Origin of the sequence: Pseudomonas sp. MSSRFD41 (assembly GCF_014230245.1) — a bacterium.
GTDB lineage: Bacteria > Pseudomonadota > Gammaproteobacteria > Pseudomonadales > Pseudomonadaceae > Aquipseudomonas > Aquipseudomonas piscis.
On sequence record NZ_JACKZK010000003.1, the window covers coordinates 72,529 to 95,181 of the forward strand.

The 22,653-nt window shown below is 65.1% G+C and carries 22 protein-coding genes; 10 read left to right on the top strand and 12 right to left on the bottom strand.

Annotated elements, in window-relative coordinates; all coding sequences use genetic code 11:
- Positions 1–106 precede the first annotated feature (106 nt).
- From H7A76_RS07195 to H7A76_RS07220, 6 genes are all read right to left on the bottom strand, one after another.
- Complete coding sequence (locus tag H7A76_RS07195) at positions 107–2,536, bottom strand: penicillin acylase family protein (protein WP_185697868.1); 2,430 nt, start codon at positions 2,534–2,536, stop codon at positions 107–109.
- 146 nt (positions 2,537–2,682) lie between these two features.
- Positions 2,683–3,321, bottom strand: a complete 639-nt coding sequence (locus tag H7A76_RS07200; protein ID WP_185697869.1) for a glutathione binding-like protein — start codon at positions 3,319–3,321, stop codon at positions 2,683–2,685.
- A gap of 138 nt (positions 3,322–3,459) precedes the next feature.
- Entirely contained in the window at positions 3,460–3,654 is a 195-nt protein-coding gene (locus H7A76_RS07205; RefSeq protein ID WP_031321030.1) for an SEC-C metal-binding domain-containing protein, read from the bottom strand.
- Between the two features lie 6 nt (positions 3,655–3,660).
- Complete coding sequence (locus H7A76_RS07210; RefSeq protein WP_185697870.1) at positions 3,661–4,146, bottom strand: LEA type 2 family protein; 486 nt, start codon at positions 4,144–4,146, stop codon at positions 3,661–3,663.
- 66 nt (positions 4,147–4,212) lie between these two features.
- Entirely contained in the window at positions 4,213–4,689 is a 477-nt protein-coding gene (locus H7A76_RS07215) for a YchJ family protein (RefSeq protein WP_185697871.1), read from the bottom strand.
- A 4-nt stretch (positions 4,690–4,693) separates the two neighbouring features.
- The gene (locus tag H7A76_RS07220) at positions 4,694–5,188 is read right to left on the bottom strand and encodes a DUF6231 family protein (protein WP_185697872.1); all 495 of its coding nucleotides are present in this window, start codon (positions 5,186–5,188) and stop codon (positions 4,694–4,696) included.
- A 189-nt stretch (positions 5,189–5,377) separates the two neighbouring features.
- Between H7A76_RS07220 and H7A76_RS07225 the strand changes: the two genes are divergently transcribed.
- From H7A76_RS07225 to H7A76_RS07235, 3 genes are all read left to right on the top strand, one after another.
- The gene (locus H7A76_RS07225; RefSeq protein WP_185697873.1) at positions 5,378–6,067 is read left to right on the top strand and encodes an OmpA family protein; all 690 of its coding nucleotides are present in this window, start codon (positions 5,378–5,380) and stop codon (positions 6,065–6,067) included.
- Positions 6,068–6,255: 188 nt separating this feature from the next.
- Entirely contained in the window at positions 6,256–6,534 is a 279-nt protein-coding gene (locus H7A76_RS07230) for a DUF1145 domain-containing protein (RefSeq protein WP_185697874.1), read from the top strand.
- Positions 6,527–7,285: a collagen-like protein gene (locus tag H7A76_RS07235; RefSeq protein ID WP_185697875.1), complete on the top strand. Its 759-nt coding sequence runs from the start codon at positions 6,527–6,529 to the stop codon at positions 7,283–7,285. The genes H7A76_RS07230 and H7A76_RS07235 overlap by 8 nt, the downstream gene beginning before the upstream one ends.
- A 52-nt stretch (positions 7,286–7,337) precedes the next feature.
- On the opposite strand, the gene H7A76_RS07240 is transcribed toward H7A76_RS07235, so the two are convergent.
- Positions 7,338–7,802, bottom strand: coding sequence for a CopD family protein (locus tag H7A76_RS07240; RefSeq protein WP_185697876.1), 465 nt, complete (start codon positions 7,800–7,802; stop codon positions 7,338–7,340).
- Between the two features lie 99 nt (positions 7,803–7,901).
- On the opposite strand from H7A76_RS07240, the gene dinG reads away from it, so the two are divergent.
- The 5 genes from dinG to pdxH all read left to right on the top strand — a co-directional run bounded on the left by dinG (position 7,902) and on the right by pdxH (position 15,946).
- A complete protein-coding gene (gene dinG / locus H7A76_RS07245; RefSeq protein WP_185697877.1) occupies positions 7,902–10,046 on the top strand; it encodes an ATP-dependent DNA helicase DinG in 2,145 nt (714 codons plus the stop codon).
- Positions 10,047–10,235: 189 nt separating this feature from the next.
- Positions 10,236–12,596, top strand: a complete 2,361-nt coding sequence (locus tag H7A76_RS07250; RefSeq protein WP_185697878.1) for a beta-galactosidase — start codon at positions 10,236–10,238, stop codon at positions 12,594–12,596.
- Between the two features lie 104 nt (positions 12,597–12,700).
- Entirely contained in the window at positions 12,701–13,846 is a 1,146-nt protein-coding gene (locus H7A76_RS07255; protein WP_185697879.1) for a serine hydrolase domain-containing protein, read from the top strand.
- Between the two features lie 140 nt (positions 13,847–13,986).
- Positions 13,987–15,273: an OmpA family protein gene (locus H7A76_RS07260; RefSeq protein WP_185697880.1), complete on the top strand. Its 1,287-nt coding sequence runs from the start codon at positions 13,987–13,989 to the stop codon at positions 15,271–15,273.
- 25 nt (positions 15,274–15,298) lie between these two features.
- The gene (pdxH, locus tag H7A76_RS07265) at positions 15,299–15,946 is read left to right on the top strand and encodes a pyridoxamine 5'-phosphate oxidase (protein ID WP_185697881.1); all 648 of its coding nucleotides are present in this window, start codon (positions 15,299–15,301) and stop codon (positions 15,944–15,946) included.
- A gap of 10 nt (positions 15,947–15,956) precedes the next feature.
- On the opposite strand, the gene H7A76_RS07270 is transcribed toward pdxH, so the two are convergent.
- Positions 15,957–16,193, bottom strand: coding sequence for a hypothetical protein (locus H7A76_RS07270; RefSeq protein ID WP_185697882.1), 237 nt, complete (start codon positions 16,191–16,193; stop codon positions 15,957–15,959).
- A 174-nt stretch (positions 16,194–16,367) separates the two neighbouring features.
- On the opposite strand from H7A76_RS07270, the gene H7A76_RS07275 reads away from it, so the two are divergent.
- Positions 16,368–16,832 (top strand): glycine zipper 2TM domain-containing protein, encoded by a 465-nt coding sequence (locus H7A76_RS07275; RefSeq protein ID WP_025127763.1) that lies wholly within the window; start codon positions 16,368–16,370, stop codon positions 16,830–16,832.
- A 79-nt stretch (positions 16,833–16,911) separates the two neighbouring features.
- On the opposite strand, the gene nhaA is transcribed toward H7A76_RS07275, so the two are convergent.
- Positions 16,912–18,099, bottom strand: coding sequence for a Na+/H+ antiporter NhaA (nhaA, locus tag H7A76_RS07280; RefSeq protein ID WP_185697883.1), 1,188 nt, complete (start codon positions 18,097–18,099; stop codon positions 16,912–16,914).
- A gap of 322 nt (positions 18,100–18,421) precedes the next feature.
- Here nhaA and H7A76_RS07285 point away from each other — a divergent pair, with 322 nt between their 5' ends.
- Positions 18,422–19,516, top strand: coding sequence for a PLP-dependent cysteine synthase family protein (locus tag H7A76_RS07285; protein ID WP_185697884.1), 1,095 nt, complete (start codon positions 18,422–18,424; stop codon positions 19,514–19,516).
- A 42-nt stretch (positions 19,517–19,558) separates the two neighbouring features.
- Here the strand turns inward: H7A76_RS07285 and H7A76_RS07290 are convergent, their stop codons facing one another.
- The 3 genes from H7A76_RS07290 to H7A76_RS07300 form a co-directional block, all read right to left on the bottom strand.
- Positions 19,559–21,172, bottom strand: coding sequence for an NAD(P)/FAD-dependent oxidoreductase (locus H7A76_RS07290; protein ID WP_185697885.1), 1,614 nt, complete (start codon positions 21,170–21,172; stop codon positions 19,559–19,561).
- 112 nt (positions 21,173–21,284) lie between these two features.
- Positions 21,285–21,959 (bottom strand): COG3650 family protein, encoded by a 675-nt coding sequence (locus H7A76_RS07295; RefSeq protein WP_185697886.1) that lies wholly within the window; start codon positions 21,957–21,959, stop codon positions 21,285–21,287.
- A 71-nt stretch (positions 21,960–22,030) separates the two neighbouring features.
- Entirely contained in the window at positions 22,031–22,630 is a 600-nt protein-coding gene (locus H7A76_RS07300; RefSeq protein WP_053135527.1) for a short chain dehydrogenase, read from the bottom strand.
- Positions 22,631–22,653 lie beyond the last annotated feature (23 nt).

Here is a 22,653-nt window from a genome sequence, read left to right on the forward strand (position 1 = left end):
GGGAGGCAGCCGCGGAGCCAGCCGGGAGATGGCCGCCACAGGATGCACGTTATGGGGGCAGGCCCCGTTCGTACTGGTGCACGAGCGGGGCGCAAGGGCGGGAGAGTTACTTGCCCGGGACCAGGGTCAGGCGGGTCTTGCCGTAGCTGCGCTCGAAGTTCTGCGGCTGCATCGGGAAGCTCAGGTACTGGGCCTTGGACCAGCCCTCGATGCCATTGGCGTAGTGGGGGCTGGCCGGGTTGCCGGACTGGCCGCTGCTGTTGAGCCCCATCAAGGGCTCGCTGAGGCCGAAGTCGACGATCATGCGCAAGGCCGGGGCGGCGCTGACGGCAAAATCCTGGCCCCAGTGGTACGGCGCGGCGTTGATGGTGTTGTGGTCGCCGCCGGCCTGCGATGGCCCGCGGATGGCCTTGCCGTCGCTGCCGATCCAGCTGTAGCTGTGCAGCTTGCCCCATTGCCAGGCCTTGCGATCGTTGCCCAGCAGTTGCTCGCCGGACTTGACCGCGGCGGCCAGGCTGCGGGCCAGGATCGCCGGCTTGTCTTCCTTCTGTGGCGTGCGCGGGTCGTCCCAGAACGGGCTGTCTTCCTGGCCCAGCAGGTGATCGGCCTGGGCCGAGTAGGACAGGCTGCCGTTGGCGACGAAGGCCTGCCAGGGCGCTGCGGATTCCGGGCCCAGCTTGTCGAGGAAGACCTGCCGGGCGCTCTCCTGCAGGAACAGTTCATACAGGGCCGCATCCGCCGAGCCGGCGCCGAGCTTGCCATCGAACGCCATCAGGCGGCTGTAGGCCTCGCGGGCCCTGGCCCGGTCGGCATCGGGCAGGGTATCGATGGCCTGCTTCAGCGGTTGGGCCATGCCGGGGGCCTCGAACATCTTCTTCAGCTTGGCGGCGAACAAGGTGGTCTGGTCGTATTGCAGGGCGATCAGGCTGCGGTTGTCCTGCTTGCCACTGGAGGCGAGCTGGGCCAGGCGCTCGGCGCGTTCCGGGGCGTCCCACGAGTTGGACAGCTGCATGCCGTAGCCACGGGAAATCACCCGCTGGTTGGCGATGGCAAGCCAGCCCTGGGGCGGATCCTGGTCGTAGGGGTGGAGCATCGGATCGGCATAGCCGTCCCAGTCATACCGCCCCTCCCAGCCAGGGGAGGGCAGCAGGCCTTCGCCTTCGCGACGGTTGGGGAAGCGCCCGGTGACCTGCCAGCCGATGTGGCTGGCATCGGCGAACAGCAGGTTCAGGACAATGGCGCGGATGTCCCGGCTGGCGTCCGAGGCCTTCTCGGCGCTCTGCGCCCGCGACAGGTCGAAGAACGCATCCAGGCTCCGGTCGTCCTTGAGCTCTGGCGTCTGCAGGGCCAAGCCCAGGCCGTTGGCCTGGCTGGCACCCAGGGCGCTGTTGAGCAAGGGGCCGTGGCGGGTTTCGTACACCGCTTCGCGAAGCGGGCGCTGGCCCTTGACGAAGTAGGTCTCGTTGCGCACGACCACCGGCTGCCATTTGCCGTTGTTCAAGTAGTACAGGCCATTGCCCTGGCGCTTGAGCTTTTCCAGGAACAGATCCTGGTTGTCGCCTTGCACCGAGCTCAGGCTCCAGGCCACCTTGCCGTTGAAGCCCTGGAGGATCGCCGGCAAGCCGGGGATCGCAGCACCGGCGGCCTGGTACTTGGGCGCGCGCAACTGGACGTAGTGCCAGGCCGTGGCCTGGCTGTCGCTGGCCAGCAGGCTCCGGCCACTGCGGCTGCGCTGGGGGGCGATGGCCAGGTCGCTGCCGCCGCTCAGGCCCAGGGTGTTGAGCCGGGCCAGCTGGCTGGCGGTGCGGCTGAGTTCGTCCAGGCCGGGGATATCGAGGTTCAGGCCCTTGAGCTTCTCGGCCTCGGCCAGGGGCAAGGGTTCGTCGGGGTAGCCGGGGGTCAGCCAGGGCAGCTTGTCGCTGCCGACTTTGCGTGCCAGCACCAGGGCGTTGAGCTCTTCGAACAGGTTGGCGGATTGGCCGAAGTTCAGCAGGCAGAAGATCAGCGCCGAGTCTTCGGGCTTCCAGTACTCGGGGGTATAGCCGCGGCTCGCCAGCTCCGGCGGCAGCTTGTCGCGATAGCGGAACAGGTAGGCGTTGACGCCCCGTGCATAGACCTCGAAGAAGCGCTTGATCCGCGGCGAAGAGGCCTTATACAGCTCGTCGGCGCTTTTCTTCAGGTTCACCGCGCGCATCAGGCGGTCGACGTCCAGGGCCTCGGCGCCGGACATTTCCGCCAGGCGGCCCTGGGCCAGCAGGCGCAAGGTCACCATCTGGCCGATGCGATCGCTGGCATGGACGTAGCCCAGGCTGAACAAGGCATCGTGGAAGCTGTTGCTTTCGATCAAGGGCACGCCCACGGCGTTGCGGCGTACCGACACGTTCTGGGCCAGGCCCTTGAGCGGTTGCACACCGGAGGTGGGTGGCAGGCTGTTCTGGGCGTTCCAGGACTGGCAACCGGCCAGGCTCAGGACGCCGGCTACCGCCGCGGCAACGCCGAATCGGGGAAGAACATGTGAGAAGGCTGGCGAGGCCATGGCAAAGCTCCTGCGGGGGGTAGCGTCGATAAAGGCGCTACGTTAGTGAGCAGGCGTGTGCCGCGCAAGCGGGGCGACAGGTATTTATCGCAGGCCCGGACGAAGGCCTGCGCCGCAGGGTTGGAGGAGCGCTTGCAGGGACCGGTTCAGGCCGGGTTGACCCTTTCCACCAGGGCGTAGGCACGCGCGGTGGCCGGTCGTGCCTGGATGCCGTTGAACCAGCCATGCAGGTGCGGGAAGTCCTCGAGCCTCTGGCTCTGCTTCTTGTAGGAAGCGACCCAGGGGTAGATCGCCATGTCGGCGATGCTGTAGTCGTGGCCGGCGACGAAGGGCCGGTCCGCCAGGCGTCGATCCAGCACACCGTAGAGGCGCGCGGTTTCGTCTACGTAGCGCTTGACGGCGTAGGGGATCCGTTCCGGGGCGGCGTGGGCGAAATGATGGTTCTGCCCGGCCATCGGTCCCAGGCCGCCCATCTGCCAGAACAGCCATTGCAGGGTTTCCTGGCGCCCGCGCAGGTCCTGGGGCAGGAAGCGGCCGGTCTTCTCCGCCAGGTACAACAGGATCGCCCCGGACTCGAACAGCGACAGTGGCGCGCCGCCGTCGGCCGGCTGGTGGTCGACGATGGCCGGGATGCGGTTGTTGGGCGCGATCTTGAGGAACTCGGCCTTGAATTGCTCGCCCAGGCCGATGTTGACCGGGTACAGGTTGTAGGGCAGCCCGGCTTCTTCGAGGAATAGCGAGATCTTGTGGCCGTTGGGGGTGGTCCAGTAGTACAGGTCGATCATGCAGCGCTCCGGGTGAATGTGCCTTGTATAGGGACGAACTGCGGCATTGGATCGTTCCACCGGTGTTCCATCACCTGCCAGGGATCGAGGCAGCACTTGCCGGCAAGGCTGCCGGCAGGCGTTGTTTTCACGGCTGGATCAGGCGCCGTGGCACTTCTTGAACTTCTTGTTGCTGCCACAGGGGCAGGGATCGTTGCGGCCGACGTCTTTCAACGCGTTGCGTACCGGCTCCTGGTGGCCGTGGTTGCAATGCGGGCCGTGGACATGGCCATGGTCGTGATGGTCGTGATCGTGGTTGCAGTCAGGGCCATGGACATGGGGTTGCTGGGTCATTGAAGGTCACTCCGGGATGAAATCGCCGGGAATTATCACGCCATTGCGCCTCAGGTGCACGTCTTTGCCGATGAATAATCCCACCTCCAGCTCGCCCTCCAGGCGATAGGGAATCGGCCGGTCGGGCTTGTGCAGGAGTTTCACCAGGTCACGGATCTGCGGCCACAGGTTGGTGCGCACCGGTACCTTGAAATAGCGACTGCTATGGGGCGTAACGGTGAACCAGTGCTCATGCTCGCCATCGCCGAGCAAAAAGCGCTCCAGGTAGATCCGGTAGGTCAGGCGGCGTACGGTCAGGTCTTCGTCGTTGGGGTTGTCCACCCTCAGGTGCAGGGTGAAGCGCTGCTCCAGCAAGTTGGCCTTGACCACTTCGACCTTGACCAGGTGCACCTCGGGATCGATGTCTTCGTCGGCGAACCACGACACGCAACCGGACAGGCCCAGCATCCCGAGCAGGCAGAGAATGGGTAGCAGGCGCAGTTCACCGATCATTGCAAGGCTCCCTGTGGTCTCCCCTGTACCCATCCTGGGCCGGGGCTGATCGTGGCGGACGAGGGCTCAGCGGCTGAAGTAGCTCGCGCAGCACTTCTTGTATTTCTGCCCGCTGCCGCAGGGGCAGGCATCGTTGCGCGATGCCTTGAGCTGCACCGTGGGGTCGATGAAGTACCAGCGCCCCTGGTTCTGCACGAACGACGAGCGTTCGCGATGGCTGTGCTCGCCCTGGCTGTCGTGCCAGCGGGCGGTGAAGGTGACGAAGGCATGTTCGGGCTGGCCGCCGAATACCTCCGAGCTTTCCACTTGCAAGCCCAGCCAGGTGCTCTGGGCGCTCCAGTCGCTGATGGATTGGCGGTCCAGTCCTGCCTGTTGGGCCGGCAGGGTGGTGGCTACCAGATAGTCCACCTGCCCCAGCACATAGGCGCTGTAGCGCGAGCGCATCAGGGCCTCGGCACAGGGCGCGGGATGGCCGGCATGGTAATGGCCGCAGCAGGCCTCCAGCAGGTTGCCGCTGCCGCAGGGACAAATCGAAGCGCTCATCGTGTTACCACCAGTACTTTCCAAAATTTTCCGGGTTCGCCCAGAAGCGTGAATTGAGCCAATCGGGCACTTGCTTGTATTCAAGCAGATCGTAGGTAAACAGGGTCAGCACCTGTTGCTCCCGCTGGAAGCGCTCGCTGGCCTGCAGGGCCAGGGAGAAGAAGTCGGTTTCCTGCCAGCCGCAAGCGGCCAGGTCGGCCAGCACGGCGATGCGGCTGGCGTTGAGGTTGCGGATGCCTCCAAGCAGGTTCTGGCCCTCGCGCTTGGGCAGGTGCTCCAGGCAATCCACCGCCAGGGCCAGGTCGAAACGCTGCGCGGCCAGGTCGGCCGGCAAAGGCCCTGCGGCCTGGGCCACTTCGGTGGCCGGATGGGCGGCCTTGAATGCGGCCAGGGCGGGAAAGTCGCTGGCGCCGATCAGCAGCAGCCTTTGCGGTGCATAACGGTCCAGCAGGGCAGCCAGTGCCTGCTGCGGGGTACGGGCAGAAATACCGACGCTCATCATCGCTCCTCGATCAGAGCGTCCAAGACTAGCTTGCCGGCATCCGCGGGCCTAGAGCGGTTCTTCATTTATTCGTGAACCCCCTGTGTTTACGGGGCGAAACAGGGGCTGGCGGTTTGCTGGCGCGGACCTTCGGCCGGGTCTTTACTCCGTGAATCGGCCCCGAGCCGATCCCTCAGGAGAAATCAGATGAGCATCATTCGTACGGCAGTACCCCTGGTTCTGTTGACCGGTGTGTTGACTGGTTGTGCAGGTTTGCAAAAAACCGACTGGCCGATCTGCGCCGCGGTAGGCGGCGTCACCGGCGCGGCGCTGGGCGCCACCGAAAGCTCGGCGTGGGCGGGCGGTGGCGCACTGTTTGTCGGCGGCCTGGCAGGCGCCTACTGCTGGGTGCATGGCGATGGCGACGAGGACGGCGATGGCGTGCCGGACAGCCGTGACAAGTGCCCGCATACGCCCAAGGGCGTGCAGGTCGATGCCAACGGCTGCCCATTGCCTCCACCCGTGGTGGAAGAGGTCGTGGTGGTCAAGGAAGAAACCATCGTCGTGCGCGATGTGCACTTCCATTTCGACTCGGCCAAGCTGACCGAGGCCGACAAGACCAAGCTCAACACCATAGTGACTCGCCTGAAGCAGGAGTCTGCCTCGGCACAACTGCGGGTGACGGGCCATACCGACAGCGTCGGCAAGGCGGCCTACAACCAGAAACTCTCGGAAAAACGCGCCCATTCGGTGGTGGAATACTTGATCCAGGGCGGTATTCCCCGTGCCAGTTTCATCTCGGTGACCGGCGCCGGAGCCAGCAAACCCGTGGCGGACAACAAGACCGCGGAAGGACGGGCCATGAACCGCCGCACGGAAATCCAGATCAACCGTTGAGCAGGCGCGTCCGGCGCGGCCCGAGGTGCCGCGCCGGCGCATCCACGTGCGGTATGGGGAAGTGGCTGCGGCGATCCTCGTCGATCCGGGAGCTAAACTGCCGCTGGGGAGAATTTGCATGGCCCTCTGGCGTATCCCGGTAATAAGTCGTTACTGTGCGCGCAAAGAAGAACTTACAAGGGGGGCATATGAAGGTCTTATGGGGGCTGGGGAAGTTTCTGACCCTGCTATTTTGGCTGGTGATATTGATCAACCTGGCCAGGCCGTTGATCAATCCATTGCACTTGCTGGTCAACCTGGCGGGCAGCCTGTTGCTGTTGACCCATCTGCTGGAACTGGTGCTGTTCAATGGCAGCCTCAAGGGCCGTGCCCATCCTTGGCGTGATCGCCTGCAAATCCTGCTGGTAGGTATTTTCCATCTGCAGGCCCTTCCAGCCCCCGTTACCGTCGAGGCCGATCATGCGTAGGCTCTGCCCGCTGCTCCTGTTCTTTACCCCCCTGGTCCTGGCCCAGGAGGTCAGGGTCGAAACCAATTCCTTCATGCGCCTGCCCAATACCGCCAGCAACCTGGTCCTGGAACGCTTGGACGTGGCCGACTTCGCCACCTTGCTGGTACCGGCCAATGTCACTGAACTCCAGGTCCAGGACCTGCACCTGGGGCGCGAGGCGCGGATCGCCATCGTGCCCACCGAGCAGAGCCTGCATCTGGTGGTCCAGCGGGCACAGCTGGACGCGGGTAGCCAGTTCACCTCCCGGGGGGCGCCGGGGACCTATGAGAAGGCCGCCAAGCCTGGTCGCAACCTGAACCTGCGGATCGAGTCGCTGCAGGCCCAGGAGCTGTCGGTGGATGCACGGGGCGGTGCCGGTGCGCCAGGTTATGTCGGCCTGGATGGGGCCAATGGCGATGAGCCCGGCTGTACCTGGGGCCAGGCCGGACGTGGTGCCGATGGGGACAATGGCGGTAATGGCCATCCGGGTGCGGCGGGTGGCCAGGTACGCCTGGAGTTGCCGCGGGATTTCCCCGACGAGCAGATCAAGGTCTGGGTCGATGGCGGTGCCGGCGGTTTGGCCGGGGCCGGTGGCAAGCCGGGCGCGGGCGGCAAATCCAAGGGCTGCCTGGTCTACCGGGCCGACGGTGGCAAGGGCGGACGTCCCGGTGCCCAGGGCCAACCAGGGCCGGAGGGCGTGGCGGGCTCGCTGACCGTGCAGCGCCTTTAACCCGCTTTGTCAGTTGTCATGCCGATCGCCCGCTTTTGCGGGCGATCGTATTTCAGAAGCTCGGCCGGGCAGCCGCCAGGGCCACCAGCAGCAGGCCGATGATCAGGTTGATACCCACCAGGCGGCGGATCCGCCCGAGCACGGCGGCACCGGCCGGCCAGTCCTGGGCCGCCACTGCCTGGCGCAACTCCGGCAGCTGCAGCGCCTGGATACGGATGAACAGCGCGGTCATCGCCAGGTACACGCCCATCATGATCTGCACATAGCGCGGCGCGGTTTCAAAACCGTTGAACCGCAGGTGCAGCAGGCCGATGCCGCTGATCGGCAAGATCACCACGGCCGCCCAGACCCAGGCGAAAAAACGCGGGAATACCTGGGCCCACAATTGAAGCCGCTGTGGACCTTCCAGGGCCGCCACGGCGGCGGGCCGCAGGACCATCCAGGCGAAGAACATGCCGCCGACCCAGACCAGGGCGGCCAGGACATGCAAGCTGTAGGCGAGGGCGAAAGCGGTCATTCGGGTACTCCGTTCTGCGCAGGATGAATTAGCGGGGTATGATAGCGGCCGATTCGAACCACTGAAAATTTATCCAGCGTTTTCTGCGCCTGAAGAACCATGATCAGCAACGAACTCAAAACCACGATCCAGGGCGCCTACTCGCGTTTTCTCGAAGCCAAGAGCCTCAAGCCGCGTTATGGCCAGCGCCTGATGATCGCCGAGGTGGCCAAGGTCCTGGGTGACGTCGATACCGACGACGAGGGCCGGCGCAGCGGCGATCCGGCGGTGGTCGCGGTAGAGGCCGGCACCGGTACCGGCAAGACCGTGGCCTACAGCCTGGCGGCGATCCCCACGGCCAAGGCCGCCGGCAAGCGCCTGGTGATCGCCACCGCCACCGTCGCCCTGCAGGAGCAGATCGTCTACAAGGACCTGCCCGACCTGATGCGCAACAGCGGCTTGAACTTCAGCTTCGCCCTGGCCAAGGGACGCGGGCGCTACATGTGCCTGTCCAAGCTCGACATGCTGCTGCAGGAAGGCCACGCGCAGACCGCCACCGCCCAGCTGTTCGAAGAAGAAGGCTTCAAGATCGAGGTGGACGAGGCCAGCCAGAAGCTGTTCACCAGCATGATCGAGAAACTGGCCGGCAATAAATGGGACGGCGACCGCGACAGCTGGCCCACGACCCTGGAAGACGCCGACTGGGCGCGCCTGACCACCGACCACAGCCAGTGCACCAATCGCCATTGCCCCAACTTCGGCCAGTGCGCCTTCTACAAAGCCCGGGAAGGCATGGGCAAGGTCGACGTGATCGTCACCAACCACGACATGGTCCTGGCCGACCTGGCCCTGGGCGGCGGCGCGGTGCTGCCCGACCCGCGCGACACCCTCTATGTGTTCGACGAAGGCCATCACCTGCCGGACAAGGCCATCGGCCACTTCGCCCACTACACCCGGTTGCGCTCCACCGCCGACTGGCTGGAGCAGACCGCCAAGAACCTCACCAAGCTCCTGGCCCAGCACCCGCTGCCGGGGGATCTGGGACGGCTGATCGAGCAGGTGCCGGAGCTGGCGCGGGAGATCAAGACCCAGCAACAGTTCATGTTCACCGCCTGCGAGCAGATCGCCGACTTCAAGACCGGTGAAGACATGGAAGGCCGCGAGCGGCCGCGCCATCGTTTTGTCGGCGGCTTGATTCCCGACCACATGCGCGAGATGGGCATCGAGCTGAAGAAAGGCTTCTCGCGCCTGACCGACCTGTTCACTCGCCTGACCGACCTGCTCAAGGAAGGCATGGACGGCGAGGTCAACATCGGCATCGCCAGCAACCAGGCCGAGGAGTGGTATCCGCTGTTCGGCAGCCTGCTGGCCCGGGCCTCGGGCAACTGGGAACTGTGGACGGCCTTCACCGTCGAGGACCCGGAGGACAACCCGCCCATGGCCCGCTGGCTGACCCTGGCCGAGAGTGGCTCGTTGTTCGATATCGAGGTCAACGCCAGCCCGATCCTGGCCGCGGAAATGCTGCGCCGCAATTTGTGGAACGTAGCCTACGGTGCCCTGGTAACCTCGGCGACCCTGACCGCCCTGGGCACCTTCGACCGTTTCCGCATGCGTGCCGGCTTGCCGAAGAAGGCCGTTACCGCCGTGGTCCCCAGCCCATTCCACCATGCCGACGCCGGCGTGCTGCGGGTTCCCGACCTGCGGGCCGACCCACGGGATGCCGCAGCCCATACCGCAGCGATCATCCGCGACCTGCCGGAACTGGTGGAAGGCTCCCGGGGCAGCCTGGTGCTGTTCTCCTCGCGCAAGCAGATGCAGGACGTATTCGACGGCCTGGATCGCGACTGGCGCAAGCAGGTGTTCATCCAGGGCAACCTGTCCAAGCAGGAGACCCTCAACAAACACAAGGCCCGGGTCGATGGCGGCGATTCCAGCGTGCTGTTCGGCCTGGCCAGCTTCGCCGAAGGGGTGGACTTGCCGGGGGCCTATTGCGAGCACGTGGTGATCGCCAAGATCCCGTTCTCGGTACCGGACGATCCGGTGGAGGCGGCGCTGGCGGAGTGGATCGAGGCCCGGGGCGGCAACCCGTTCATGGAAATCTCGGTGCCGGATGCCTCCCTCAAGTTGGTCCAGGCCTGTGGCCGGCTGCTGCGTACCGAGCAGGACCGCGGCACCATCACCCTGCTGGATCGGCGCCTGGTCACCCAGCGCTATGGCAAGGCGATCCTCAATGCCCTGCCGCCTTTTCGCCGAGAAATATCCTAGGCTGGCCCAGACCGCATTGCGCCGGGCAGGCGAGCACGCCGCCCGGCGACGGCCTGGGTAGCCACGTCGCCCAAGGTCTTTTCACTGGCTTACCGGGCAGGGCCGCACCTTTGCGCGCCCCGCTGTCTATTTCACGTCAATGCTTGAGCATCGGCCGCCCAGCGGCCCTACAAGGAGAAACCGGCCCACATGATTCGCCGCTCGTTGCCCGTCGTACTTGCCCTGTCGTTTGCCGCGCCTGTGCTGGCGGCCCCTGCCGGACAACGAACGTTGTTCAACTTTGTCCGCCCGGCCGCCGTGGTGCAGGTGGCGACCCAGGATGCCAACCTGCCGCAGTACAACGCCGAACAGACGGCCGAGGGTGAAGTGCTGCGGCGGGTGACGTTCAACCCGACGCTGCGTCCCAGCCTGCGCCTGAGCCCCCAGGCGGGTGCCTGGGACTGGTCGCAGTCGGGTCTGATGAGCCTGCGTATCCAGAGTGCGATGGACTGGGCCCTGACCCTCTACGTGACCATCCAGAGCCACGATGGCCAGACCCTGGCCAGCCGGGTCGACTTGCCCGCCGGCCCGGCGCAGACGCTGCTGGTGCCCTTGGTGGCCAGCAGTGCCCTGGAGCAGGGCATGAAGGCCGCGCCGCCGATGCCCATGACCGTGGACGGCCAGCGCATCCTGCTGGCCAGCAGCGAAGGGCAACTGGACCGCAGCCAGGTGGTATCGGTGACCCTGTCCCTGGACAACCCCAAGGCTTCGCAAAGCATCCTTCTTGAGCGTTTCGGCGTGCAGGATGGCGAGGGCGTGGTTCGCGCCGTGTATGGCTCCCTGGTGGATGGCTATGGCCAGTCGACCCGGGACCGCTGGCCGGAGAAGGTCGCCAGCGACGAGCAGCTCAAATCCGCCGCGAGCAAGGAGCAGCAACAGCTCAAGGGCTGGCTCGCCGAGCGTGAAAAGGCCCCCCTGGATCGCTTCGGCGGCCTGAGCCAGGGGCCGGCCTTCAAGGCCAGCGGCTTCTTTCGCACCCAGAAGCGTGATGGCCGCTGGTTCCTGGTGACTCCCGATGGGCATCCGTTCTATTCCCTGGGGGTCAACACCCTGGCGGCGGACAACAACCGCACCTATGTCGCCGGGCGCGAATGGATGTTCAGCGACCTGCCCAAGGACGGCGAGCCACTGGCGGTCTACTACGGTGACGGCGACAACCGTGGCGGTAACGGCGCCGACCGCGGGCGGGGCTACAACAGCGGGCGCTGGTACGACTTCTACCGGGCCAACCTGCAGCGTACTTATGGCGCACCTTGCGCCGCTGCTGGCGCGGCCGTGGCAGCGCCCGACCAGGCGGCTCCCTGCGCGGCACCGGGGTTCGACCAGAAGCGCTGGCTCGGCCACACCCTGGACCGCCTGCAAGCCTGGGGCTTCAACACCATCGGCAACTGGAGCGCGCCGGCCCTGGGCCTGGCCGCCCGAATGCCCTACACCCTGCCGCTGTCGATCGTCGGCGACTACGCCAGCATCAGCACCGGCAGCGATTGGTGGGGCGGCATGCCCGATCCCTTCGATCCGCGCTTTGCCATGGCCACCGAGCGCGCCGTGGCCATCGCTGCCCGGGATCATCGTGACGATCCGTGGTTGATCGGTTACTTCGCCGACAACGAGCTGGCCTGGGCAGGTCCGGGAAGTGACGCGAAATCTCGCTTCGCCCTGGCCTACGGCACTTTGCGCCTGACCACCGATGTCCCGGCCAAGCGCGCCTTCCTCAAGCAACTGCGCGACAAGTATCGCAACCAGCAGGGGCTGTCCAAGGCCTGGGGGATCGATCTGCCGGCCTGGGAGTTGCTGGAAGACCCGGGCTTCGAGGCGCCGCTGCCAAGCCCCGAGCATCCCGAGATCGAGGCCGACTACCGGCATTTCCAGCGAGTCTTCGCCGATACCTACTTCAAGACCATCGCCGATTCGTTGAAATGGCACGCCCCCAATCACCTGCTGCTGGGAGGGCGGTTTGCCGTCAGCACACCTGAGGCGGTGGCGTCCTGTGCCCAGTATTGCGACGTGCTGAGCTTCAACATGTACACCCTCAAGCCCCAGGACGGGCAGGACTTCGCCTACCTGCGCAGTCTCGACAAGCCGCTGTTGGTCACCGAGTTCAACTTTGGCTCCCGGGATCGTGGCCCGTTCTGGGGCGCAGTTACCGAACTGGCCCGGGAGGAGGAGCGGGGACCGGCCTATGCCAACTTCCTCAAGCAGGCGCTGAGCGAGCCGTCCATCGTCGGGGTGCATTGGTTCCAGTACCTGGACCAGCCGGTGACCGGACGCCTGCTGGACGGTGAGAACGGCCATTTTGGCCTGGTGGGCATTACCGATGTGCCGTTCCAGGATTTCGTCGAGACCGTGCGCAAGAGCAACCTGCTGGCGTTGGAACAACTGGGCAAGGCCACGCAGTTCGCTCGGGCCCAGGCCGAGCAGGTAGCCGCCAGCGGGTCTACGACGGAAAGCCGGGACGCACCGAGCGCCACGGGTGAAGCGCATGCCGGTGGGCATTCCGGCAACGGCCACTGAAGACTTTCGGGCCCTGCTCGGGTGGGGTCCGGTTGTTCCCAAATTCCCTTGGGGCTGAAACAATGCGCGCCACGTTGCCGAGCATTGTCGCAGGGGGATTCAGGGTGCAGATTCAAGGTCATTACGAACTCAAGTTCGAGGCGGTACGCGAGGCTTTCGCGGCGCTGTTCGACGATCCCCAGGAGCGTGGCGCCGCGCTGTGCATCCAGGTCGGCGGGGAAACCGTGGTCGACCTCTGGGCCGGCACGGCCGACAAGGACGGCGCCGAGGCCTGGCACAGCGATACCATCGCCAACCTGTTTTCCTGCACCAAGACCTTTACCGCCGTGACCGCGTTGCAATTGGTGGCCGAGGGCAAGCTCAAGCTGGACGCGCCGGTGGCCGACCACTGGCCGGAATTCGCCGCGTCGGGCAAGGCGGCCATCACCTTGCGCCAGTTGCTGTGCCACCAGGCCGGGTTGCCGGCCCTGCGTGAGCTGATGCCGCCCCATGCCCTGTACGAATGGCAGACCATGGTCGACGCCCTGGCGGCCGAGCAGCCCTGGTGGACACCGGGCGAAGGGCACGGTTATGCCGCCATCACCTATGGCTGGCTGGTGGGCGAGTTGATTCGCCGGGCCGACGGCCGTGGCCCTGGCGAATCGATCGTGGCCCGGGTGGCCAAGCCCCTGGGGCTGGACTTCCATATCGGCCTGGCCGACGAGGAATTCCACCGGGTGGCGCATATCGCGCGGGGCAAGGGCAATGTCGGCGATGCCGCGGCCCAGCGCCTTTTACAGGTGACCATGCGCGAGCCCGAAGCGATGAGCACCCGGGCATTTACCAATCCACCGTCTATCATGACCAGCACCAATAAACCCGAGTGGCGGCGCATGCAGCAGCCAGCGGCCAACGGCCATGGCAACGCCCGCAGCCTCGCCGGTTTCTACAGCGGCCTGCTCGATGGCCGCTTGCTGGAGGCCGAAATGCTCGAGGAGCTGACCCGGGAGCACAGCCTGGGCATGGACAAGACCCTGTTGACCCAGACCCGTTTCGGCCTGGGCTGCATGCTCGACCAGCCCCAGGTGGCTAACGCGACCTTTGGCCTGGGGGCACGGGCATTCGGGCATCCCGGGGCGGGGGGCTCCATCGGTTTCGCCGATCCGGAGCACGACGTGGCCTTCGGTTTCGTCACCAATACCCTGGGCCCCTATGTGTTGATGGACCCACGGGCACAGAGGTTGGTGCGAGTTTTGTCGGATTGTCTGTAAAAAGGTTGCTGTTAAGAACTTTTTTGCTTAAACATGCTTGAAAAGCTGCAGGACGGAACCCTGTGGCTTTTATAATTTCCAAGCGTCTGTTTGTAGCGGTTATTTAGACCGAACTTTTTATCTCATTTTGTGGATATCCCATGTCGTCGAACAAGTCTCTAGCCTTGGCCATCTGCCTGACCGTAACCGGTTGCGCACAAACCCCACAAAATGAAGCGGACGGCGGCCATTGGTGGTCGTTCGGAGGCGATAAGGCCGCCAGCAAGGAAGCCGCTCCTGCTCCTGCCCCGGAACAACCAGCCACGGCCGAAGCCGCCCCGGCGGCTCCTGCGGGCAAGCCGGCTGTCGCGGCCAAGGGGGCTCCGGCTCCTGCTGGCAAGACCACGGCTTCCGCGAAGCAGGCAGCGCCAGCGGCCAAGGCAGCCGTGCCAGCCAAGACTCCTGCAGGCAAGCCGGCAGCTCCTGCCGCCGAGCCGGCTCCGGCACCGGTAGCGACAGCCCCGGCTCCGGCCCCAGAGGCTGAGAACGCTTCGGCCAAGGCTGAAGGTGGCAACTGGTGGTGGCCTTTCTCCTCTTCCAAGGATGCCGACAAGCCGGTAGCCGAGGCCAAGAAGGCCGAACCGGCTCCAGCCCCTGCCGTGGCCAAGGCCGCGGATGCCGAGAACCCATGGTGGTGGCCTTTCGGCAAGAGCCAGCCCAAGCCCCTGAGCAAGGTCAACGTGGCGGATATCCCGATGCCTGACCCGAAAATCACCCAGGCCTGGCTCGACGACTACGAGCCGCGCCTGCGTGAAGCCGTCAAGGACAGCAAGCTGCAGGTGGAGCGTCGTGAGAACGTGCTGGTAGTCACCGCACTGGTGGACGCTTCCTTCAACCCGGATCGCCCGGCGATGCTGCTGCCGGTGACCCTGGGCCCGTTCACCCGCGTGGCCAAGGCCGTGGAAGGCGATCCGAAGACCGCCGTGCTGATTCTCGGCCATGCCGATGCGACTGGCCCGACCCTGGCCAACCAGAAGCTGAGCCGTGATCGTGCCCAGTCCGTGGCCGCGATCTTCAGCCTCAGCGGCCTGAAGCAGGACCGCCTGATGCTGCGTGGCATGGGCGCGGTGATGCCGCGTGCCGCCAACGACAGCCCACAAGGCCGTTCGTTGAACCGCCGGGTGGAAATCATGTTGACCCAGCGCAGCACCCTGTTGGGCCTGCTGAGCAAGTACAACCAGCCGACCCCGTCCGAAACCGAAATGGTCGCTATCCAGGACGCCAAGCCACCGGTTCCGGCCCCGGCCAGCAAGAAAGCGGCAACCGCGGCGAAGAAATCCTCCGCGGCCAAGAAACCCGCAGCCAAGCCGGCGGCGAAGAAGGCTCCAGCCAAGAAAACCGTGGCGGCGGCCAAGAACCCGACGGCTACCGCCCAGGCCAAGAACTGATCTACCAGGATAAGGAACAGCAGGCATGACCCAGTCTCTGGCTGATATGCGCCGCGACTACGCTCGCGACGGCTTGTCCGAGGCCCAGGCTCCGGCCGAACCCTTCGCACTGTTCCACCAGTGGTTCGCTGAAGCGGTGCAGACCGAACAGCCGCCGGTGGAGGCCAATGCCATGACCCTGGCGACTGTTGATGCCGACGGTCGTCCCCACTGCCGCATCCTGTTGCTCAAGGGCCTGGATGAGCAGGGGTTCACCTTCTTCACCAACTATGAAAGCGCCAAGGGCCAGCAGTTGGCCGCGCGGCCTTTTGCAGCCATGACGTTCTTCTGGCCGACCCTGGAGCGCCAGGTGCGGATCGAAGGACGAGTGGTCAAGGTCTCTGCCGAGGAATCCGATGCCTACTATCAGGTACGTCCCTTGGGCAGCCGCCTGGGTGCCTGGGCGTCACCGCAGAGCCGGGTGATTGCCGATCGTGGAGAACTGCAGGAACTGCTCAAGGCCACCGAGGCGCGCTTCAGCGATAGCCAGCCCGACTGCCCGGAACACTGGGGTGGTTACCGGCTGTTGCCGGAGCGTATCGAGTTCTGGCAAGGGCGCCCCAGCCGCCTGCATGACCGCTTGAACTATCGACGGCAGGACTTGCATTGGGTGCGTGAGCGCCTGGCTCCCTGAAACTCTTGGATCACTCGCCGGGATAACCTGCCGCAGCGGCTTCCAGCCATTGCGGCAGGTCCCGGCGTTTTACTTTCTGGCGTTGGGCTTCGGCCAATTGTTGCAACATGTATTGCTTCTTCTGTTCATCGGTCCCGGCCATCGACAACGCCAGGTCCCGGTCCGTCCAGCGCTTGATGCGTACGTACAGCCACCAGTGGAAATACAGGCCGGCGACCGTGACCACGAAGATGATGAAGTAATCCATGGAAAATCCCTTGTTCGATAGCGTTATGCTGGAGGCTGGGGCTACCGTAGCGAGAGGGCCCGGAATTCATGCAGCCTGTACTTGGGCTGAATGAAAGCAATTTTATCCGGGCGGCACCGTGACAGGTGTCAAGCTGCGGAGTCTAATGATTTATTTTCCCTTGGAGTTGATCCTATGCGTAAGTCTGTTTTGCTGGTTGCGTCCTTCACCACGATGGCCATGTTGCTCGGCGGTTGCGCCTCCAACCTGACCGGTGATTCCTACTCTCGTGATGAAGCGCGTCGTGTGCAAACCGTACGTATGGGCACCATCGAATCCCTGCGCCCGGTGAAGATCGAAGGCACCAAGACCCCTATCGGCGGCGCCGCTGGCGCGGTGATCGGCGGTGTCGGTGGCAGCGCCATCGGCGGCGGTCGCGGCAGCATCGTCACTGCGGTCATCGGTGCCGTGGCGGGTGGCCTGCTCGGCTCGGCCACCGAGGAAGGGCTGACCCGTACCCAGGGCGTGGAGATCACCGTGCGTGAAGACGACGGCAGCATGCGTGCCTATGTACAGCAAGTTCAGGAAAACGAAGTGTTCCGTGTTGGCGACCGTGTACGCATCATGAGCGTCAACGGTACCAGCCGTGTAACTCGCTGATTTCTCAACAGCCAAACAAAACCCCGGCCAGGCAACTGACCGGGGTTTTGTGTTTTCAGGCGGGGGAGAACTTCGCCGATCAGGACGCCAGGGAGGTGCTCTTGCGGCTGGCGGCGGCAGTGACGGCATAGCCGATCAGGGCAGCGAACAGCGAGCCGGTGAGGATGCCCATGCGGTCCATGCCGGCGTACTCGCTGCTGCCCGGGACGAACGCCAGGGAGCCGACGAACAGGCTCATGGTGAAGCCGATCCCGCAGAGAATCGCCACGCCGAACACCTGGCCCCAGTTGGCCCCAGCCGGCAGGGCCGCCAGACCGGTCTTTACCGCCAGCCAGGTCAGGCCGAATACCCCGATCGTCTTGCCCAGCAGCAGGCCGACGGCGATGCCCATCGGCACGAAGTGGGTGAAGCTCTCGACGGTCACGCCACTCAACGACAAGCCGGCGTTGGCGAAGGCGAACAGCGGCAGGATGCCGAACGACACCCAGGGATGCAGCGCATGTTCCAGGGCCAGCAGCGGCGAAGGCTCGGCATTGCGGGTGCGCAAGGGAATGCAGAAGGCCAGGGTCACGCCCGCCAGGGTCGCATGGACGCCGCTCTTGAGCACGCAGACCCAGAGGATCAGGCCGATGATCATGTAGGGCCCGAGCTTGACCACGCCCAGGCGGTTCATCGCCACCAGCGCCGCGATGCAGGCCGCCGCCAGCATCAGCGACAAAGTCGACAGGGCGCCGGAATAGAAGATCGCGATGATCACGATGGCGCCCAGGTCATCGATGATCGCCAGGGTCATCAGGAACAGCTTCAGCGAGGTCGGTACCCGCTTGCCCAGCAGCGCCAGGACCCCGAGGGCGAAGGCGATGTCGGTGGCGGTAGGGATCGCCCAGCCGTTGAGGGCCGGCGGGTTGTCGCGGTTGAGGAACCAGTAGATCAGCGCCGGCACCAGCATGCCGCCGATGGCCGCCGCCCCTGGCAGCACCACCTGCGAAGGCTTGGACAGCTGGCCGTCCAGGACTTCACGCTTGACCTCCAGGCCGATCAGCAGGAAGAACAGGGCCATCAGGCCGTCGTTGATCCACAGCAGCAGCGGCTTGGCGATTTTCAAGGCGCCGACCTGGGCCACCACCGGGGTTTCCAGCAAGCCGTTGTACAACCAGGACAGGGGCGAGTTGTTGATGATCAGCGCAAGGATGGCCGCAGCGATCAGCAACAGGCCGCTGGCTGCCTCCATGGCAAAGAAACGAGTGAAAGTACTACGCAGAGGCAAAGGGCGCTCTCCATCTAAAAGCAAACAAGGTGGCACACCCTAACCCGTACAGTTGGTTGTTAAAACAAAAGTTATATTCTTTTTTGTTATATGTAGAGGGCAAGCGGCCTGCTGGAAAACGCACGTGGAAGTTGTGTTTCCAATTGCTTCATAGCTGTACCTGTCAGGGCGACGAGTTATTTCCTAACATGTCCGGCGGCAGTGGGCCGCAGGGCTTTTCCACTCATTGAAAAATGCCAGCGGTCCCGGACCTGGATCTCCTGCGCCGGGTGCATTTCATCTTCTTGCGCCGGTATGGCGTTCGATCCGACGAGAATAGAACATGAGCGATAATCGCCAGTGGGCCCGCGAGGCCATCCGCATCATCGAAGCCGACTTCCAGCGCAGTGCCGACACCCACCTGATCCCCTTGCCCCTGGCCGGTCATCCGGGCATCGAACTGTATTTCAAGGACGAATCGAGCCATCCCACCGGCAGCCTCAAGCACCGTCTGGCCCGCTCGTTGTTCCTCTATGCCTTGTGCAATGGCTGGCTCAAGCCCGGGGCGCCGGTGATCGAAGCTTCCAGCGGTTCCACGGCGATTTCCGAGGCCTACTTCGCGCGGTTGCTGGGCTTGCCCTTCATCGCGGTGATGCCGGCCACCACCTCCCAGGAGAAGATCGCCCAGATCGCCTTCTATGGCGGCAAGAGCCACCTGGTGCAGGACCCGACGCAGATCTATGCCGAGTCCGAGCGCCTGGCCCGCGAGAGCGGCGGGCACTTCATGGACCAGTTCACCTATGCCGAGCGCGCCACCGACTGGCGGGCCAACAACAACATCGCCGAATCGATCTTCCAGCAACTGCGCTTCGAGCGTTACCCGGAGCCGGCCTGGCTGATCTCCAGTCCCGGCACTGGCGGTACCACCGCGACCCTGGGGCGCTACGTGCGCTATCGCCAGCACCAGACCCGGGTGCTGTGCGTCGATGCCGAGCGCTCGGTGTTCTTCGACTACTACAACAGCGGCGATGCCAGCTTGCGCCTGGACTGCGGCTCGCGGATCGAGGGCATTGGCCGGCCACGGGTCGAGGCTTCGTTCCTGCCCCAGGTGATCGACGCCATGGTCAAGGTCCCGGACGCCCTGTCCCTGGCGGCCATGCACTACCTGGCCCGGCGCCTGGGACGGCGAGTCGGTGGCTCCAGCGGGACCAACCTGGTGGGGGCGCTGATGGCCGCCCAGCAGATGGCCGCCGCTGGCGAGGCGGGGTCGATCGTGGCGATTCTCTGTGACGGCGGCGAGCGTTATGCGACCACCTACTACGATGAGCGCTGGCTGGCGGAGCAGGGCTACCCATTGGCCGAGTTGATCGAAGCGGTAGCGGCCAGTGTCGAGCAGGGAGCCGCCTTGCCTGCCAGCGTGTTGCGCGCCGGCATCTGAAGCCAAGAGGGAGCCGTTGCGGCGGCTCCCCCCATCCTTGCTTCAGGCCTGGATGCCGAGGATGTCGCGGGCCACGGCTTCGGCGATGCGGATGCCGTCGACGCCGGCGGACAGGATGCCCCCGGCATAACCGGCGCCTTCGCCGGCCGGGAACAGGCCCTTGAGGTTCAGGCTCTGCATCGAGGCGTCACGGGTGATGCGCAGTGGCGACGAGGTGCGGGTCTCGATCCCGGTCAGCACCGCGTCATGCAGGGAATAACCCTTGATCTGCCGCTCGAAGGCCGGCAGGGCCTCGCGAATGGCCTCGATGGCGAAGTCCGGCAGGGCCAGCGCCAGGTCGCCCAGGCTCACCCCGGGTTTATAGGATGGCTCGACGCTGCCGATGGCGGTGCTGGGCTTGCCGGCGATGAAGTCGCCCACCAGTTGCGCCGGGGCCTGGTAGTTGCTGCCGCCGAGGACGAAGGCGTGGGACTCCAGGCGTTCCTGGAACTCGATGCCCGCCAGCGGGCCTCCCGGGTAATCCACTTCCGGGGTGATACCCACGACGATGCCGGAGTTGGCGTTGCGCTCGTTACGCGAGTACTGGCTCATGCCATTGGTGACCACACGGTTCGGCTCGCTGGTGGCCGCTACCACGGTGCCGCCCGGGCACATGCAGAAGCTGTATACCGAGCGGCCGTTCTTGGCGTGGTGCACCAGCTTGTAGTCGGCGGCGCCGAGCTTCGGGTGGCCGGCATACTTGCCCAGGCGTGCCTTGTCGATCAGCGATTGCGGGTGTTCGATGCGGAACCCCACCGAGAAGGGCTTGGCCTCCATGAACACGCCCTTGGCGTGGAGCATGCGGAAGGTGTCGCGGGCGCTGTGGCCCAGGGCCAGGACCACATGGCGCGATTCCAGTTGCTCGCCGCTTTCCAGGACTACGCCGGTCAGTTGCTCGCCCTCGGTGAGCAGGTCGGTGACCTTCTGCTCGAAGCGCACCTCGCCGCCCAGGTTGATGATCTGCTCGCGCATCTTCTCGACCATGCTGGTCAGGCGGAAGGTGCCGATGTGCGGCTTGTTGATGTAGAGGATTTCTTCCGGCGCACCGGCCTTGACGAACTCTTCCAGGACCTTGCGGCCATGGTGCTGCGGGTCCTTGATCTGGCTGTACAGCTTGCCGTCGGAGAAGGTCCCGGCGCCGCCTTCGCCGAACTGCACGTTGGATTCGGGGTTGAGCACGCTCTTGCGCCACAGGCCCCAGGTGTCCTTGGTGCGTTGGCGCACTTCCTTGCCGCGTTCGAGCACGATCGGTTTGAAGCCCATCTGTGCCAGCAACAGGCCGGCGAAGATGCCGCACGGGCCGAAGCCCACCACGATCGGTCGTTCCTGCTGACCGGCCGGGGCCTGGCCGACGAACTTGTAGCTGACGTCCGGCGCCGGGTTGACGTTGCGGTCGTCGGCGAACTTTTGCAGCAGGGCCGCCTCGTCGCGCACGTTGAGGTCGATGGTGTAGATGAACAACAGTTCCGAGGACTTCTTGCGCGCGTCGTAGCTGCGCTTGAACAGGGTGAAGTCGAGCAGGTCGTCGCTGGCGATCCCCAGGCGCTGCACGATGGCGGTGCGCAGGTCTTCATCGGGATGGTCGAGCGGCAACTTGAGTTCGGTGATTCGTAACATGACGGGGTCCGGATAGGCGGTGCGCGACAGTGCGCCGGCTTGCTTTGCACAAACCGGCGATTATAAGCCGCAATCCGCCCTGGCCGTGAGGTTAAAACGGTTGCTCGTCGAATCAGTCGTTGCGCGAGCCGCCGAAATAACCGCAGCCGCGCTGGACCTGGCCGTCCACTCGCAGCTCGGCGCTCAGGTGCTGGACGCTGCCGGTCTGGCTGTCGACGCAACGTTGCGGAGCGACCCAGAGTTCGACGCGCTGGTTGTTGGCTTCGCTGGTCAGGTTGAAGCGGCCATCCCCCAGTTGCTCCTCCAGGTAGGGCAGGGCCAGGGGCGGCTGGCCGTCACGTTCGATGCGCATGCCACGGGCGTTGACGTCGACCTTCCAGTTCGGGTTCTTGCCGCTGGCACGCAGGATCAGGCGCGGGAAGTTGGGATCGCCACAGGCGTTGGAGCGCTCCACCCGATACAGCTGGCGCAGGTCCAGCTGGCCATCGCCGCTGCCACTGGCGGAGAGTTTGCCCCGCAGGTCGGCGAACAACGTGCCCTGTTTTTCCGCCAGGGTGGCGGCTTCCTGCAGCACGCTGGTGCCGCCGCCATCGCTGACCACGTAGCGCCGGTCTTCGCTGCACGGCTTGAACAGCAGCTTGCCGTCCGCCGCGCTCAGCTCGCCCTGGACCCGGGTCAACCCGGCCATGGACGGAGCCTGGGGCTGGTCATCGAACAAGGGCAGCATCTGGCAACCGGCGAACAGCGGTAGCAGGGCGAAACAGAGCAGGGAACGGGCGGTGCGCATCAATCGGGCCTCCAGGCGGAAGCCGACACGTTACGCAGCCCGACCGTTCATCACAACCCCGGATTTTTCCATCAGCCGACGTGGTAGGTCTGGCCGGTCTGCAAGCCTTCCACGCTCTTGGCGTAGGCCAGCGCTACGTCCGCCGCTGGCACCGGCTTGAAGCCGCGGAAGTACGGGGCGTAGCTGCCCATGGCTTCCACCAGCACGTTGGGGCTTACCGAGTTGACTCGCAGGCCCCGGGGCAGCTCGATGGCCGCGGCCCGGACGAAGCTGTCCACGGCGCCATTGACCAAGGCCGCCGAGGCGCCGCTGCGAATCGGGTCGTGGCCCAGGATCCCGCTGGTGAAGGTGAAGGAGCCCCCGTCGTTGGCGTACTCACGGCCGATCAGCAGCAGGTTGACCTGGCCCATCAGCTTGTCTTGCAGGCCCAGCTGGAAGTGTTCGGCGGTCATCTCCCCCAGGGGCGCGAAGGTGACGTTGCCGGCGGCGCAGACCAGGGCATCGAAGCGCCCGGTCTTTTCGAACAGGGCGCGGATCGACTGGCTGTCGCTGATATCCACCTGGAAGTCGCCGCTGTTGCGGCCGATACGGACGATGTCATGGCGTTGCGCCAGTTCCCGGTCCACCGCCGAGCCAACAGTGCCGCTGGCACCGATCAGGAGAATCTTCATGGGCTGTTCCTCGTGAGAAGGGA